The organism is Janthinobacterium sp. TPC_1 (assembly GCF_056037845.1).
The window spans coordinates 5,007,155-5,020,896 of sequence record NZ_CP195157.1 but is presented as its reverse complement, the minus strand read 5'-3'; the positions used below and the strand labels follow the sequence as shown (position 1 = coordinate 5,020,896).

Here is a 13,742-nt window from a genome sequence, read left to right as displayed (position 1 = left end):
GGTCCCATGAGCGCCAAACCCGGACGCCTGCTGCAGCTCGATGTGCTGCGCGGCCTGGCCGTGTTTGGCATCTTGCTGGTGAATATCTGGTCGTTTGCCTGGGGCAGCCTGTCCTTGCGCTACGGCACCTTGCCGGCGCAGCCGCCCGTGCTCGACCAGCTCGTCATTTTCGGCGTGGCGGCGTTGGCGCAATTGAAGTTCTATCCCATCTTCGCGTTTCTGTTCGGCGCCGGATTTGCCCTGCAGACACGTTCGCTGCGGCGCCAGCTGGGCAGCTGGGGCGCGGCGCAAGCGGCCTACCGGCGCCGTTTGCGCTGGCTGCTCGTGTTCGGCCTCCTGCACGGTTTCCTCATCTGGAGCGGCGATGTGCTCACCTCATATGCGGTGGCCGGCATGCTGATTCTGTCTCTGGCATCCGCCAGGCTCAGCCGCGTGCGCAACCGCGCCTGGCTGGTGGCGGGCGGTTTTCTGCTGTTCATGTGTTTGCTCATTCCCGTGAGCCAGCAGGGCGGCGCGCCGGACACGGCGCAGGATTTGCAAAACTTCGCCGCCCGCTACGCGACCTACACGCAAGGCGGCGCGTGGGCCGTGGCCAGGCTGCGCGCGAACGATTTCCTCGTCTCCGTGCTGTCCTCGGTCGTCATGCTGCCGCATATCATCGTGCTGTTTCTGCTGGGCATCTTGTCCGTGCGTTGCGGCTGGCTGACGCAGCCGCAGCGCCACCAGCGCCTGTGGCGCCGCGTGCGCGCCGTGGGGCTGGGCGCGGGCTTGCCGTTCAACCTGCTGGCGGCGGGCGCCATCGCCTGGCAGGTGGCTGATCCATATCAAACCGTGTTCGACACGGCCCTGTTCGAAGTGGGCCTGTTCGCGGGCGGCCCCGTGCTGGCGGCCGGCTATGTGGCCGCGCTGATGCTGGCCGGCCCCTTCCTGCTGCGCTGGCTGGGGTCGTGGCTGGCGCCCGTGGGCCGCATGGCGCTGAGCAATTATCTGCTGCAATCCTTGATCGGTACCTGGCTGCTGCAGGGGCCTGGGCTGGGCTGGGGCGCCACGCTGCGCCCCATCGAGATGCTGGGCCTGGCCCTGGCGATCATGGCGGGGCAGGTGCTGCTGAGCCGCTACTGCCTGCGGCACTTCCGCCAGGGGCCGATGGAAGCGCTGTGGCGCCGGCTGGCGCGCCTGCCTTAATCCGTACCCCAGTCGAATGTACTTTGCGCCGCGGCCGGCGGCGGCGCCTTGGCCCTGGCGGAGGGCACCAGCGGATTGTCGACCGTATGCCATTCGAACAGGTCCGCGTCGAGCATGCAGGTGCGCGCCAGGTGCAGCGCCTGCTCTGGCGACAGCTGCGGGTCGAGCCAGCGGTGCGCGTCTTCCCGGCTGACGGCCACGGGGCGGCGGTCATGGATATCGACCATGCCGCCCAGGCTGTCGGCCGTCACCAGCACGAAGCCCGCTTCTTCCCGGTTGTGTTTGTACGGCCCGAACTGGGCCAGCGCCAGCAGGAACAGGCGCGCCCGGTCGCGGCGGTGGATGTGCCACGGCTGCTTGCTGCCTTTTCCCCCTGTCCATTCATACCAGCCATCGACGCAGACGATGCCGCGCCCCGCGCGCAGCAGCGGTTTCCAGTAGGCGCCGGCCAGTTTTTCCAGCCGGGCATTGATGGCGATGGGGATTTTTTTCTTGCCGGGCGCCGGCACGGCTTGCGCGGCCCAGGCGGGACGGTAGCCCCAGAAGACGTCGTCAACCCGGTGCTGGCCATCCTGGATGTGCAGCACGGGCCGGTAGGTGCCGGGCGACACGTTCAGGTGCGGCTCGGCCTCGCTGTCGAACACCGCGTCGGTCCAGCCGAAGGACGACGCCAGCACGCGCGCCGTGTCATTTTGATCGAATCGTCCACACATGGGGAAATCATACCCGATCGTTTGCTGGCATGAGCGCGGCGCACACCCTTTTCGTGAGTGTGGTCAAACGTACAGACCTGGGCGGCCGCAAGGCGCACAGTGGAAGCCAGTCAGGTTCCTGACGCTATTCTTGCATCGGAGGAATTATGCCTTTTGAAAATCCCACCATCCACAAAGGTTTTACCATCAGCGCCACGGCCAGCCAGCGCCGCGATGGCCGCTGGGTCGGCTCGTACATCAGCCAGAACCAGGCGTGCGGGGCGTATGCGGATACCTGCGATTACGACGATTGCAGCAACGAAAAAGAGGCGCAGCAACTGGCGCTGTCCGTCGGCTGGCGCCTGGCCGATGGCATGCAGGCGCGCTGACGCAGCTTGCCGGTCAGCGCTTGCGCCGCAGGGCCAGCAGCAAGCCGGCCACGGGGAAGAGCAGGGCGGTACCCAGCCGTACGGAGGTCAGCGTGGCGGCCTCCGCGCCCACCGCATGCGGCAAGGCCAGCAGCAACAGGGGCGGGGGTACGGCGATGGCAAAGAAAAGCAGGTACCACGAATAGCCATTCTTCTTGGCCAGCAAGGCGATCAGGGCGCAGCCGACGAGGAAGACCAGCGGCAAATTCACATATTCCATATTCTGCGTTTTCATCCGGGAAAGCGCGTCATTATACGCGCGTCCAGGGCGGCCGGATGAGCTTGCCAGCGTCAGTTGCCGACGAAATCCGGCGGCTGCGGCGCCTGCGTACCAGCCTGTGTATCCGCCAGTGGCGCTCGGCCGGCAGCAGCGCCTTGATGGCGCCGTTATAAATGAGTTCCTGGGCATACGCCGACGCCTCGATCAAGGCCGCATGCACGGACTTGAAACTGCTGGGCGTTTCAATCAGCACGGGCTTGGCGTACACCTGCAGCGTATCGCCGCGCTTGCTGATCAAAATCATGCCCCGGTAGCGCCCATCCTTCTCCAGCGCCCCCGCCACATGAAATTCATAGCCCCTGATCTGGTGTCTTTGTTCCTGATCCATGTCTCCCGCCTCCAGACCTGATTGTGGTGGCTCAGACCTTTTTGAGCGTATCGAACAGCAGAGTGTTTGATTTGTATCAATACGGCCCTTGAACGCATTCAACTAGCGTATCGACGCTTGCTGCAAGCGTAGCGAGCGGCGGTGATTTGTGGCCGAGAAGCGCAACCGTACATGAGTACGGTGAGCATCGCAGGCCGCAAAGCGCCCCGCGCAGTAGCTTGCGGCAAGCGTCATCACCCAGCCGTCATCACCCAGCGCGAATGGCGCGGATCTGCTGGGCCGTTTCTTCGATCTCGCGATACGCTTCCTGGATATAGCCATTGATCGGATGCCCATCCATCCACTCGAAATACGCGCGTTCGTCGTGTTTGATGGCAAAAGGGACGTGGTGGTCGCGTATCGACTCGGCCGTCTCGCGCACCAGCGAGGCAAAAAGCAGCTCCAGAGTTTCCATGATGGTCACCTTGCGAGACAGGAATGCAGAGTATTCAATGTAGCACAAAGCGCGCTGCCGCCCACGCCGGCGCTGATGCCGTGCGCGCCTGTCGGTCGTCCCTTCCTCAGGCCGGATGGCCGATATGCTCGTACAGGATCACGCAGCCGATGACGATCAGCACCAGGCCGCCCACCAGTTCGGCGCGCCGCCCCGCGATGGTGCCCAGTACGCGGCCCAGCATCACGCCCAGGGTCACCATGACGAAGGTGGAAAAGCCGATGGCGGCGGCCGTGACGACGATGTTGGCGCCCAGCAAGGCCAGGCCGGCGCCCACGACCATGGCGTCGATGCTGGTGGCCAGGCCCGTGACGGCCAGCACCCAGAACGAGTGCGATTGCGCGGGGGCTTCTTCCTCGTCGGCGTCGGAGAGGGCATTGCGTATCATCAACAGGCCGATGATGCCCAGCAGGCTGAAGGCGATCCAGTGGTCCCACGCTTCCACGTAGGGCGCGGCCACGCTGCCCAGGGCCCAGCCGATGAGGGGCGTGATGGCTTCGATGACGCCAAAGATCAGGCCCGTGCGCAGCGCCTCGCGCCATTGCGGCTTGTGCAGGGCGGCGCCCTTGCCCACGGCGGCCGCGAAGGCATCGGTGGACATGGCAAGCGAGAGGGCGGCGGTGGCGGCGAAATTCATCGTTGGCTTTCTGTAAAACCTGGCTGGGATGTATGTATGAACTAGAAACCCGGCGATTTTACCCTACGTACAGCACCACCAGCGAGGCCAGCAGGCAATAGGCGCCAAAGAAATGCCAGCGGCCCCCTGTTCCAGCCAGCGCGACAGCCAGCGCAGGGCCAGCAAGCCAGCCAGGAACGACAGCAGCATGCCCAGCAGGCTGGGGCCGAGCAAGTGCAGCACGCTGTTGCCGTGTTCCAGATGGTCCAGGCTGCCATTTGCCACGGCCTGGTAGAAGCGCCAGCCTTCCTTGACGAGCACGGCCGGCGTCAGCACGACGGCCAGGGCGAAACTGAATTCCTCGGCGCGGCGCTGCGGCACGCCCATGGCGATGCCGGCCGAAATGGTGGCGCCCGAGCGGGAAAAGCCGCGGAAGGGCAGGCACAGGCCCTGCACGGCGCCGATCACCATCGCCTTGCCGATGGACAAGGTGCCATGCTGGCGCGCCTGCAGGCGCGACGAGACGATGATCAGCACGCCAGCGGCAGCCAGGGCGGCAGCCATCAGTTTCGCATTGCCGAACAGGTGCTCGATTTCAAAGCCGGGCGCATCCTTGCTCATGACGTGCGTAATGCCTTTCAGCAAGCCGAAGCCGACGACGCCCGTCAGGGCCGTGGCGGCCGCCAGCAGCAGCACATTGCTGCGGAAGGCACCGGCCGAACTGAAATACGTGGCGCGCCAGGATGCCCAGAAATACACGATGACGGCGAACATGGTGCCCGTATGCAGCATCACGAGCAGCATGGTCAGCTCGGGCGAGGTCGGGTCCAGTCCCATCAGCTTTTCCGCCATGATGACGTGGGCGGAGCTGGATACGGGCAGCAGCTCGGCGAAACCCTGGACGATGGAAAGGATAAATAGTTGCAAAAAGCTCATGGGGAAGGGACTTGGATGGAAACGCAGGGCCGCCGATTTTACCCGGCCCATTGCGCGCCTGAGCCGTGCGCGCCATTACAGTTTGTCCATGTTGGCGCAAGCGAGCAGCACGCCGAGGGCCATCAGCAGCGCGCCGATCAGGCGGTCGATGGTGCGCTGGTGCTTGACCATGCGCAAACGAAAACTTGCTTGCGAGAAAAAGATGGCCACGAGGGCAAACCACGCGAGGTGGATGGCGGACATGCACAGCCCATAGCCGAACTGCACACGCAATGGCGTGCCGGGCTGCACCACCTGCGTATAGGTGCTGATGACAAACAGGGTCGTTTTCGGATTCAGGGCATTCGTCAGAAAGCCGTTGAGCAAGATTTGATGCCGTGGCACGCAGGCGTCGCCGTGCAGGTCGATGACGAGTCCGGCGCGGTTGGCCCAGGTGTTCCAGCCGATCACGGCCAGGTAGAGGGCGCCGGCCAGCTTGATCGCCGTAAATAGCGCAGGCGAACCGGCGATGAGCAGCGCTACGCCAAACATCGTATAGAACACGTGCACTTGCACGCCCAGCGCGATGCCCAGCGCGGCCAGCAAGCCGGCGCGGCGGCCATGCAGATAGCTGTTGCGCGTGACCATGGCGAAATCGGGGCCGGGGACGATGGCGGCCAGCAGGGTAATCAATGCAACGGCAAGCAATGCAATCATGTATCTTCCTTGGAGAATGGCGGCCGCATGGCAATCGGTGAGTATTCATCGCCTGTATGGCAAGGCACTTCGCCCTTGCCGGTGGCCGGAAGACGCATTATCCGTATAATGGCGGACGATGAAAAACGATGATATCTTGCCGATATGTGTGAGAAAAAATGACAGATCATGAGCAGGCAGACAGCACTCGGTAGCTTGCGTTTCTTCGAGGCGGCCGCCAGGCTGGGCAGCTTCGTCCAGGCGGCCGCGGAGCTGCACGTGACGCACGGGGCGGTCAGCCGGCAAATCCGCCTGCTGGAAACGTCGCTGGGCACGGCCCTGTTCGAACGCCGTAACCGCGGCGTCTACCTGACTGTGCCTGGCGCGCAGTTGCGCGATGCCGTGCAGCAAGCGTTCGAACGGCTCGACGCCGCCCTCGATGCGGTGCGCCAGCCGGCGCGCCCGGCGCCGCTGGTGGTGTCGTGCGAGCCGACGATTGCGATGAAATGGCTGATTCCGCGCCTCGGCGATTTTTACCAGCGCCATCCCGACGTGCCGCTGCACCTGTTCGCCTCGGGCGGGCCGGTGGCGTTCCAGCGCGATGCGGTGGACGTGGCGCTGCGGCGCAACGATTTTGCGTGGGATGGGGCACTGCATGCGGAAAAGGTGTGCGAGGAATGGATTGCGCCCGTGTGCGCGCCGGCCCTGCTGCGGCAAGGCCGGCTGGACCTGTCCGCGCAGCGCTTGCTGCACACGGCGTCGCGCCCGGCCGCCTGGACGCACTGGCGCGCCGCCGGCGCGGACGACGGCAGCCACGGCCACGGCGACAGCCAGACCTACGAGCATTTCTACCTGAGCCTGCAAGCGGCTTGCGCCGGCCTGGGCGTGGCGATCGGCTCCATCTTCATGGCGCGCGAAGATATCGACAGCGGGCGCCTGGTCGCGCCCCTGGGTTTCCGGCGCGACGGCAGCGGCTATTTCCTGCTGTCGCCGCTGCCGTTCGACGGCGACGCGCGCCGCACCACCTTGCCTGCTGCACTGGCTGCGCGAGCAGATGGGGCAGGCGCTGCCGGTGGCGTAGCCGTCCTGCTTACTGGGGCGCGGCGGCCGGCTTGAACACGGCGCGGAACGCTTTTAACGCTGCCGGATGGTAGATGGTGCCATGGGTTTCGGTCGGCATCTTTTCCTGGTGCCACTGCAAGCCGGAAGGCGCCTGTTTTGCCAGCACGTCGGCCAGGCGCTGTACTTCCACGGCGATGCCCGCTTCGCTGCTGGACGCCAGGTATAGGCTGTGCTTGCCTGGCTTGCCCTTGGCCAGCAACTCCGCCGCCTGGCGCGGCAGCGCGCCATGATTCCACCACAGGCTGGGGTCGAAGGCCAGGTAATGGTCGAACAGCTGCGGTTCCAGCAGATACGTTTCCACCACGAACAGGCCCGCCAGCGATTCGCCGACGATGGCCGTCTCGCCCGTCGTGCGGTAGCGGCGCTTGACTTCCGGCATCAGTTCGTCGCGGATGAAGGCCCGGTAGGCTTGCGCGCCGCCCACGACGGGAGCGATCTTGCGGTCTGTCGCGCTGTCCGTCGGCCCCGTCAGGTCGCGCCGGCGCTGCGTGTTTTGCATGCCGACCAGCATGAAGGGGCGCATGGTGCCATTCGCTACCGACACTTGCAGCAAGCCGGCCACGTGCAAAAAGTCTTCGGCCACGCCGCCATCCGGCATGTAGAGCACGGGCAAGGGCGCGTCGGGCGGCGTATCCCAGGCGCGCGCCATGTACACATTGATGTGGCGTTTTTCTTTCAGCGCCTGCGAATCGATGCTGAAACTTTCGCCGATGACGAGCGGCGTGGCTGCGCTGGAGGAAGCGGCAGCGGCGGGCGCGGCAGTGGCGAGGTGGAAGGAGCTGGACAGCAGCAGGGCGGCGGTGAGGTGCAGTGCAAGGCAAGAGCGGCGCATGTTTTCCTGTGATAAGTAAGTTGGATCGATGGCATGTACTCGTATAGACATGCCACCAAGCAATTTTATCTTATCTTTGGTGCAGCATTACTTGATCGTCAAGAGTTTTCGCTCGAGCACGATACCGGCCTTGTCGATCGTGTAGGCGACCAGCAGCGCGCCATCGTCGGCGCAGGCGTGGCAGGTGATCAGGGGCGTGGAAAACAGCACGCTCTGGCCGCCATCGGCCGTCGCCGTGCTGCCGACGAACTCGGCGGGCGCAAACGGCATGGCATCCGGGTGGGCGGCCGTAAACGCTTGCCATGCAGGCGTGGCGCGGTCTTCCTCGCGCACGGAGTGCTCGTCGACGTCGATGGCGGCGCCATCGCTGCCGATCAGCAAGGTGCTTTCATTCGTGTTGGCGCGAAACGGATAGGTGACGGTGGCCAGCGCCACCTTGTCCAGCGGGCGCCAGGCAGAGATGTAACCTGCCATGTTTGCCCTGACCAGCATCCTGGCGGCGGCGATGGCTTGCGGGTGCGCACCGGTACGCTGCATGGTGCGCAACATGCAGACGTCGGGCGCGGAGTGCGATTGCCCGCTGCGGCAGGTTGACAGCGAGCGTTCCTGCCACACGGCACGCGCATCGATGGGCCCCGTCTCTTCGGCATGGACGGCCTGCATGGCGACCAAACCGGAAAAGGCCAATACGGCGCAACCGGCTACATGGCGGGAGATTGATGTGGGCATGGGGAGTCCTTTCAGTGCGGGAAACAAGGTATCGTCACCGATTATAGAAGGCGGGCCGTGCCCGCCCGCGCACCGCAGGCCCGTTCAGCGCTTCTTTGCCGCCGCCTGGCGCAGGGCCTTGGCTTCCTGCTTGTTGGGAATGTGCGGGCGCGTGGCCAGCTCAGCCTTGACGGCGGCGATGGCGGCGCCGAACTGCTGTTCGGCTTGCGCCGGGCTGGCGCCCGCATAATCCTGCTGATTGGACTGGGCGGCACGCAGCCGGCGCAGCAGCGCCAGCAATTGTTTGCCGTGCAGGCTGGCCAGGTCTTGCGCCAGCGCTTGCGCGACCACGGCGCCTTCCACATGGTCGGGGTCGAGCAGGCGCAGCAAGGCCAGGCCCGCCGGCTGGGCGACGGGTGTCAGTTTGGGTTTATCCACCGGCAGTCCATAGATGAGTGAAGGATTACAGGTATTCCCAGATTTCATCGAAAGTTTCGCGCGCGAAATCGTTGCGCCACGCTTCCGAGTCCTTTTCGCGGCTGACGGCGAACGCGGCGCGCCAGGTCTGCTTCGGCGAACTGGTGTAGGTGGCGGCGATCTTTTGCAGGCCGGCCTTGCATTGCTCGACCTTGCAGCCGCTCTTCGCCAGTTGCTGTGCGGCAGGCGCCCATGCGACGGGAACCTTGACGAGCTGGCATTCGAAGCTGACGACGGCCGTCTGCATGCCGTTTTCCACCGTCACGGGGTCGGCCTTGGTGGCCTGGCACGCGGCGCCATTCTTGGCGGCGATGATGTTCGCGGTCAGCTGTTCGGCGGCCGGCGTGACGGCCGCGCGCATGGCGGCGGGGAACAGGTCGGCGATCAGCTTGCCGGTTTCCGTCGGGAATTTCGCATCCGTCTCCTTCAATCCGCTGTACGACGCGTATTCGGCGCTCTGGTGGCCCGCCAGGCGCGTGGGGCGCAGGTAGGCGTTGAGCTGGGCGACGCTCGCTTCATCGTGGTTGATGATGGTCTTGATGTACAGGTTCGCCACGTCGACGGGCGCCAGTACCACGGCGGTGTCGGCGGCAATGGCGGGCTGCGCCAGCGCCACGGCGGTAAAGGCTGCCGCCAGCAGGGCGGTACGCGATGTTGCTACTGTTTGGTGCATGTATGTTCTCCACGATTCGATGTCAGGCGCCAAAAGATGCTTTATAGCAACTCTGGCGCGCGCATTATAGATGGTGAAAGTCATAACGTTGCACACTTTAGGCGTGCGTCTTGCTCGCCGCTTCCAGCAAAGCCAGCAGCAGCTCCTTGCGCCGGCCCTGGGCCTTGCGCGCCAAAGTGGCCAGTTTTTCCAGCTTGCCCCAGATGGGATACAGCATGTGCTCGACCAGATAGCCGTCCAGCCCCTGCAGTTGCTGGCAGAACAGCTCCAGTTTCTCCACATCTTCCAGTTCCGCCTGGATTTTCACTTTGGCATTATCCGTGCAGGCGCGCAGGCAGGCCGCCAGCACGGGAGCGGACTCCGTCGTCACGCCATGCTTTTCGGCAAAGGCCGCCGTGAACTGGTCCTGCACGGACTGGTGTTCCTCGTCGACGTTGGCCATGTAGTGCTGCACCAGCGGGAAATAACGCGCATCGAGCAAGCCCAGGCCGAACGTGGCGTAGCTGCCGGGCATGCAGTTCTTTTCGCCTTCCGTGTCGGCATAGAATTCGAATTGCTCGATGGCGGCGCGCGCATACGCTTCCAACTGCGGCTGCAGGGCGGGCCAGGCGAGGGCATTGGCAAAGAAACGGTGCGTGTCGGAGCGGGCCAGCCCTTTTAAGGGCAGATATTCCTTGACCTTGGACTTGAGCTTGATCTGGCAGCTTTTCGGGAAACCGCTGTTCAGCAGGTGCGTGATGAAGGCCAGCGCCTGCGCATACGCGCCTTCCTCTTCGCGGGCGATGCTGATGGTGATCGTGGCAAACACGTCGTTGGCGCGGCATTCCAGCTGGGCATTTTTCAGGTGGATGGCGTCGGGCGCGAAAGTGCTGCTGCCTTCCTTGAGCATGCGCACGGCCCGCTCGCTGCCCAGTTCGCGCGCGATTTCCAGGAATTTCAGGCCTGTCGATTTGGCATAGCTCGGTTCATGGCGCAAGATCATGACGGCGCCGTACAGCAGCAGGTCGATGGGCGCCAGCGCCTGCTTGTCAAGCGCCGCGCCCGTTTTCAAGGTGTATTCGGTGGCACGGTAGCTTGATTGCTGCATATCATAGAACTGTGGCAGGAACTGCTTTTCCGCCCACGCCGACACGGCCTGGATGATATCGCTGCGGTGTTCTGCCAGCGCCTGTGGCCGTGACTTGTTCAGTTGCTCGATGCGCTCGAATTGGGTGATCGTCCAGGCGATATCGGGTTGCGGGAACAGGTGGGGATCGAGCAGGTGGCGCGCCAGGAAGAAGGTTTCCAGCTTTTTCGTCGGACGGTTGCCGTGCTCGAGTTTTTGCGCGACATACGCGCGTATGTTCTCCAGCAATGTCTGGCGCTTGCCTGCGTTGACATACTCGAGCAGGTTCAGGTGCAGCATGCCCTGCGCCGTCTGGAACTTGCCGCGAAAGCTGAAGCGGTAATCGACGAAGGGCGTGTCGGCCAGTGTTTCCAGCTTCGCCCGCACGAGGGCGGCCAGCCGGGGCGCGATGCTGTCGCGCACGACGGCTTCATCGAGGCGCGATGGCGTCCTCGGTGCGACATCCCCGGTATCGGCCAGATGGAAATCGTCGGCCGTGGTGCGTCCCGGTTTGTAGTCGAGCAGGAAATCGTTAAAGATTCCCATTTGCAAGGTTGTCCGCTTCACGGCGGCTTCCAGGTCGGTGCGCTTGAGGCGCTCGGCAAACCACGCTTCGATTGCCGCCGTCATTTCCGCCGTTGCCTGTTCTTGCAGTGTGCTCATCGTCTGTTGCCTCTCCATTCATGTTGCGTTTGCGCTATTGATGCGCGGCAGTATAAAACATGCCGCCCCGGCGCGGCGCGCGCAACGGTGTCCGGGGCGGGCGAAGAGCGTGATCTTTCGCATAATGTTGCATGCCTGGCCGCTTTGCGGCGTATGGCAACGCCGCTTTTGTATTTCTGCACAGATCATCAAGTAAATGCAGGTATGGCTGGACGGAAATGTTACATCTGGGTATTCTGCGCATCTGATACTTATTTCTATACAGAAAAAGGTAAGAGGGCGGTCCACGTCCGCGGCAATGCGGCGCGCACTGCCACGCAAGGTCAGGCATGCAAAGGTGAAGTCGTCCGCTTGCTGAGCGAAACGGTCGTGTTTCGGCTCGCGGCGGGCAGGGAACAGTGCTGTCATCTTTAAAATAGTAGGAGAGGTTGCTCATGGATGCAGAAAAGGATGTTGTGTGTACGGTACAGAAGATTTGTTGATGAGTTTGTGCAACTCGGTGGTTCGGGTGCTCAACGTTGCAACGCAAAGCAAGGTCAATTATTCAGGCATGGTGCAGCGCATCACCAAGACGGGCCTGAAGCCGGACATCGGCTGTTTCGTCATGTTTGATGGCGGTTTCACGGGCCTGGTGGTGCTCAATTTTGCCGCCGATACGGCGATGGAAATCTACGAGCGCTACATGTTGCACATGGGTATGCCGAAGTCGGAGCTGGCCAGCTTCTACACTTCGGACGAAGTGTCGAACATCATGGGCGAGCTGATGAACCAGATCGTGGGCGATTTCACGGGCAAGGTGCGCCGTGAATTGCAAACGAACATCACCCAGAGCCAGCCGAAGATGCTGGTGCTGAACAAGCAGGTGATGCTCAGCGTCGACACGCCGCTGGACCGGCCGGAAATGCGCCGCGTCACTTTCTACACGGAAAAGAACAATATTTTCTATCTGGAACTGGCGATCGACCGTACCGAGTTCATCAAGTTGCACGATTTCGATTCGCGCGAAGTCGACGCCGATTCGCTGATGGATAGCGAATACGCGAACCGCGAACGGGAAACGGTCCCCGCGCCTGCGGCGGAGCCGGAAGACGACGACAACGCCGACCTGCTCAAGTCGCTGGGCATGTAAGCGGATGTCTCCGGCAGCGGCTGGCGGCAGGTTTGCCGCCGGCCGCTGCCATATGCAGCCTACAGGCTCTTGCTCATGAAGACCCGGCTCGTCCCTTCGGGGCTGCAGGCAATCTCGCCGAAGCGGCGCCAGCCGCGGCGCTCGTAAAATTCGGGCGCCTGGAAACTGATGGTGTACAGCACCGCCGAGCCGCAGCCGCGCCGGCGTCCTTCCTCTTCGAATTGCGCCAGTACCTGGCTGCCCAGGCCCAGCCCCCGCAAGGTGGCGGGCAAATAAAACAAATCGAGAAACAGCAAACCCAGCGAGGTCCGGCCCATGGCGCCGCCCAGCACGCGCTGGCTGTCGCGGTCGCGCACGACCACGCTCAATACCTGCCTGTCGCTATAGCCGGTGATGGCATCGTTATAGGCGTTCAAGCCGTCGAGGATAGTTTGCTCGACTTCCGCGTCGATCGTGGCGCTGACGGAAATGGTGTAGGGCAAGGCGTGGTGCGGGTTGGCGGGCATGGCGGACAGGAAATGGTCGATAACTGTATGAATATACAGTATTTTGACTAATTTTGCCCGGCTTGTTGCGGCAACGTCAATGTTTCCATGCGGCGCATACCCACCATGCCGCTCTGCTGGCTGTCATCGAGCGACCAGTATTCGAGCGCATACGCATAGCTGCCATCGATGATGGTCAGCGATTCCTTCTGGCGTCCGTTGGGCGCCTTGTAATACAGGCGCCGCGCCGGCCTGCCATCGACCGTGTGGCTGAACGCCTGCGGGCTCAGGGTGACGCGCTTGCCCGCCTTGCCCGCCATCGACATCGCCGTGATCGTCACGTAAGCCCGCTCCGGGCAGCGGGCCAGCAGGTGCGCGCCGCTCAGGACGGCAGGCTGCGTCCGGTCCAGCGGGAAACCGAACGGTTGCACGCCGACGATATCGCGGCACCCCATCTGTTGCGCCAGGGCCGTCAATACCGCCGGGTCGAGCGCGCTGCTCCAGTGCTTTTCGGCGCTTTGCGCCTGGCCCAGCGCCAGGCGGCGCTCCAGTTCTGCCAGCGAAATGTCGCTGGGCACGGGCAGCGGCGCGGGCGCGCCGGGATCGGCGGCGCTGGACGTTTCCGCTTGCATGCGCGAGGCGATGGAGTGGGTGCGCTCGGCGGAAGTAGTGCGCGGATTCCGCTCTGTATCAGGGGGGCTGGCGGCCAGCGCGGTATTGGCGAAGAGTAGCGCGATAGTTATTATTAAAACATCTTGTGTCAGCATACATCCTCATGGGTACTCATTTTGCTCGGCGGGCGTCGCACATTTTGGTGGGGGAAATGATACACATTTTGGCATTAAACTGTAGTAGATCTGCGTATGAGCGCACGGCAACGAAGAGATGAAGATCGACTCCTAGCCCTTTTGTGGA

General features: G+C 63.4%; 17 protein-coding genes and 1 pseudogene. 4 read left to right on the top strand and 14 right to left on the bottom strand.

The window, feature by feature from the left end; all coding sequences use genetic code 11:
* Positions 1–6 precede the first annotated feature (6 nt).
* On the top strand, positions 7–1,185 hold the full coding sequence (locus ACQVLG_RS24460) for a DUF418 domain-containing protein (RefSeq protein ID WP_474291411.1): 1,179 nt from the start codon (positions 7–9) through the stop codon (positions 1,183–1,185).
* Here ACQVLG_RS24460 and ACQVLG_RS24455 read toward each other — a convergent pair.
* Complete coding sequence (locus tag ACQVLG_RS24455) at positions 1,182–1,898, bottom strand: SOS response-associated peptidase (RefSeq protein WP_474291409.1); 717 nt, start codon at positions 1,896–1,898, stop codon at positions 1,182–1,184. The two genes, ACQVLG_RS24460 and ACQVLG_RS24455, sit on opposite strands and share 4 nt — an antisense overlap.
* Before the next feature lie 146 nt (positions 1,899–2,044).
* Here ACQVLG_RS24455 and ACQVLG_RS24450 point away from each other — a divergent pair, with 146 nt between their 5' ends.
* On the top strand, positions 2,045–2,266 hold the full coding sequence (locus ACQVLG_RS24450; RefSeq protein WP_230537566.1) for a hypothetical protein: 222 nt from the start codon (positions 2,045–2,047) through the stop codon (positions 2,264–2,266).
* Between the two features lie 13 nt (positions 2,267–2,279).
* Here the strand turns inward: ACQVLG_RS24450 and ACQVLG_RS24445 are convergent, their stop codons facing one another.
* The 6 genes and pseudogenes from ACQVLG_RS24445 to ACQVLG_RS24420 form a co-directional block, all read right to left on the bottom strand.
* On the bottom strand, positions 2,280–2,540 hold the full coding sequence (locus tag ACQVLG_RS24445) for a hypothetical protein (protein WP_474291407.1): 261 nt from the start codon (positions 2,538–2,540) through the stop codon (positions 2,280–2,282).
* A gap of 16 nt (positions 2,541–2,556) precedes the next feature.
* The gene (locus ACQVLG_RS24440) at positions 2,557–2,913 is read right to left on the bottom strand and encodes a hypothetical protein (protein WP_474291405.1); all 357 of its coding nucleotides are present in this window, start codon (positions 2,911–2,913) and stop codon (positions 2,557–2,559) included.
* Positions 2,914–3,160: 247 nt separating this feature from the next.
* Positions 3,161–3,367, bottom strand: a complete 207-nt coding sequence (locus ACQVLG_RS24435; protein WP_070259409.1) for a hypothetical protein — start codon at positions 3,365–3,367, stop codon at positions 3,161–3,163.
* A gap of 106 nt (positions 3,368–3,473) precedes the next feature.
* Positions 3,474–4,043 (bottom strand): manganese efflux pump MntP, encoded by a 570-nt coding sequence (gene mntP, locus ACQVLG_RS24430; protein ID WP_230537569.1) that lies wholly within the window; start codon positions 4,041–4,043, stop codon positions 3,474–3,476.
* 58 nt (positions 4,044–4,101) lie between these two features.
* Positions 4,102–4,958, bottom strand: a pseudogene (locus ACQVLG_RS24425) (undecaprenyl-diphosphate phosphatase).
* 75 nt (positions 4,959–5,033) lie between these two features.
* A complete protein-coding gene (locus ACQVLG_RS24420) occupies positions 5,034–5,654 on the bottom strand; it encodes a LysE family translocator (RefSeq protein ID WP_474291402.1) in 621 nt (206 codons plus the stop codon).
* Between the two features lie 168 nt (positions 5,655–5,822).
* Between ACQVLG_RS24420 and ACQVLG_RS24415 the strand changes: the two genes are divergently transcribed.
* Complete coding sequence (locus tag ACQVLG_RS24415; RefSeq protein WP_474291400.1) at positions 5,823–6,749, top strand: LysR substrate-binding domain-containing protein; 927 nt, start codon at positions 5,823–5,825, stop codon at positions 6,747–6,749.
* Here the strand turns inward: ACQVLG_RS24415 and ACQVLG_RS24410 are convergent.
* The 5 genes from ACQVLG_RS24410 to ACQVLG_RS24390 all read right to left on the bottom strand — a co-directional run bounded on the left by ACQVLG_RS24410 (position 6,724) and on the right by ACQVLG_RS24390 (position 11,213).
* Complete coding sequence (locus ACQVLG_RS24410; RefSeq protein WP_474291398.1) at positions 6,724–7,587, bottom strand: alpha/beta hydrolase; 864 nt, start codon at positions 7,585–7,587, stop codon at positions 6,724–6,726. The genes ACQVLG_RS24415 and ACQVLG_RS24410 overlap by 26 nt on opposite strands.
* 87 nt (positions 7,588–7,674) lie before the next feature.
* Positions 7,675–8,316: a hypothetical protein gene (locus tag ACQVLG_RS24405; protein WP_474291396.1), complete on the bottom strand. Its 642-nt coding sequence runs from the start codon at positions 8,314–8,316 to the stop codon at positions 7,675–7,677.
* An 84-nt stretch (positions 8,317–8,400) separates the two neighbouring features.
* Positions 8,401–8,733 (bottom strand): hypothetical protein, encoded by a 333-nt coding sequence (locus ACQVLG_RS24400; protein ID WP_474291394.1) that lies wholly within the window; start codon positions 8,731–8,733, stop codon positions 8,401–8,403.
* Between the two features lie 25 nt (positions 8,734–8,758).
* On the bottom strand, positions 8,759–9,445 hold the full coding sequence (locus ACQVLG_RS24395; protein WP_474291392.1) for a hypothetical protein: 687 nt from the start codon (positions 9,443–9,445) through the stop codon (positions 8,759–8,761).
* A 97-nt stretch (positions 9,446–9,542) separates the two neighbouring features.
* On the bottom strand, positions 9,543–11,213 hold the full coding sequence (locus ACQVLG_RS24390; protein ID WP_474291390.1) for a DUF6138 family protein: 1,671 nt from the start codon (positions 11,211–11,213) through the stop codon (positions 9,543–9,545).
* A 481-nt stretch (positions 11,214–11,694) separates the two neighbouring features.
* Between ACQVLG_RS24390 and ACQVLG_RS24385 the strand changes: the two genes are divergently transcribed.
* Positions 11,695–12,342 carry a DUF3334 family protein gene (locus ACQVLG_RS24385; protein ID WP_474291388.1) on the top strand — a complete coding sequence of 216 codons (648 nt, stop codon included), beginning with the start codon at positions 11,695–11,697 and terminating at the stop codon, positions 12,340–12,342.
* A gap of 59 nt (positions 12,343–12,401) precedes the next feature.
* On the opposite strand, the gene ACQVLG_RS24380 is transcribed toward ACQVLG_RS24385, so the two are convergent.
* On the bottom strand, positions 12,402–12,848 hold the full coding sequence (locus ACQVLG_RS24380) for a GNAT family N-acetyltransferase (protein ID WP_474291386.1): 447 nt from the start codon (positions 12,846–12,848) through the stop codon (positions 12,402–12,404).
* Positions 12,849–12,895: 47 nt separating this feature from the next.
* Positions 12,896–13,594 carry a hypothetical protein gene (locus ACQVLG_RS24375; protein WP_474291384.1) on the bottom strand — a complete coding sequence of 233 codons (699 nt, stop codon included), beginning with the start codon at positions 13,592–13,594 and terminating at the stop codon, positions 12,896–12,898.
* Positions 13,595–13,742: the final 148 nt, after the last annotated feature.

Bases quoted from the DNA above. Each gene is read 5' to 3' on its own strand.
- ACQVLG_RS24380 (WP_474291386.1), bottom strand. From the start codon at position 12,848: ATGCCCGCCAACCCGCACCACGCCTTGCCCTACACCATTTCCGTCAGC.
- ACQVLG_RS24460 (WP_474291411.1), top strand. From the start codon at position 7: ATGAGCGCCAAACCCGGACGCCTGCTGCAGCTCGATGTGCTGCGCGGC.
- ACQVLG_RS24440 (WP_474291405.1), bottom strand. From the start codon at position 2,913: ATGGATCAGGAACAAAGACACCAGATCAGGGGCTATGAATTTCATGTG.
- ACQVLG_RS24455 (WP_474291409.1), bottom strand. From the start codon at position 1,898: ATGTGTGGACGATTCGATCAAAATGACACGGCGCGCGTGCTGGCGTCG.
- ACQVLG_RS24410 (WP_474291398.1), bottom strand. From the start codon at position 7,587: ATGCGCCGCTCTTGCCTTGCACTGCACCTCACCGCCGCCCTGCTGCTG.
- ACQVLG_RS24415 (WP_474291400.1), top strand. From the start codon at position 5,823: ATGAGCAGGCAGACAGCACTCGGTAGCTTGCGTTTCTTCGAGGCGGCC.
- ACQVLG_RS24450 (WP_230537566.1), top strand. From the start codon at position 2,045: ATGCCTTTTGAAAATCCCACCATCCACAAAGGTTTTACCATCAGCGCC.
- ACQVLG_RS24405 (WP_474291396.1), bottom strand. From the start codon at position 8,316: ATGCCCACATCAATCTCCCGCCATGTAGCCGGTTGCGCCGTATTGGCC.
- ACQVLG_RS24385 (WP_474291388.1), top strand. From the start codon at position 11,695: ATGAGTTTGTGCAACTCGGTGGTTCGGGTGCTCAACGTTGCAACGCAA.
- ACQVLG_RS24395 (WP_474291392.1), bottom strand. From the start codon at position 9,445: ATGCACCAAACAGTAGCAACATCGCGTACCGCCCTGCTGGCGGCAGCC.
- mntP (WP_230537569.1), bottom strand. From the start codon at position 4,043: ATGAATTTCGCCGCCACCGCCGCCCTCTCGCTTGCCATGTCCACCGAT.
- ACQVLG_RS24435 (WP_070259409.1), bottom strand. From the start codon at position 3,367: ATGGAAACTCTGGAGCTGCTTTTTGCCTCGCTGGTGCGCGAGACGGCC.
- ACQVLG_RS24375 (WP_474291384.1), bottom strand. From the start codon at position 13,594: ATGCTGACACAAGATGTTTTAATAATAACTATCGCGCTACTCTTCGCC.
- ACQVLG_RS24390 (WP_474291390.1), bottom strand. From the start codon at position 11,213: ATGAGCACACTGCAAGAACAGGCAACGGCGGAAATGACGGCGGCAATC.
- ACQVLG_RS24420 (WP_474291402.1), bottom strand. From the start codon at position 5,654: ATGATTGCATTGCTTGCCGTTGCATTGATTACCCTGCTGGCCGCCATC.
- ACQVLG_RS24445 (WP_474291407.1), bottom strand. From the start codon at position 2,540: ATGAAAACGCAGAATATGGAATATGTGAATTTGCCGCTGGTCTTCCTC.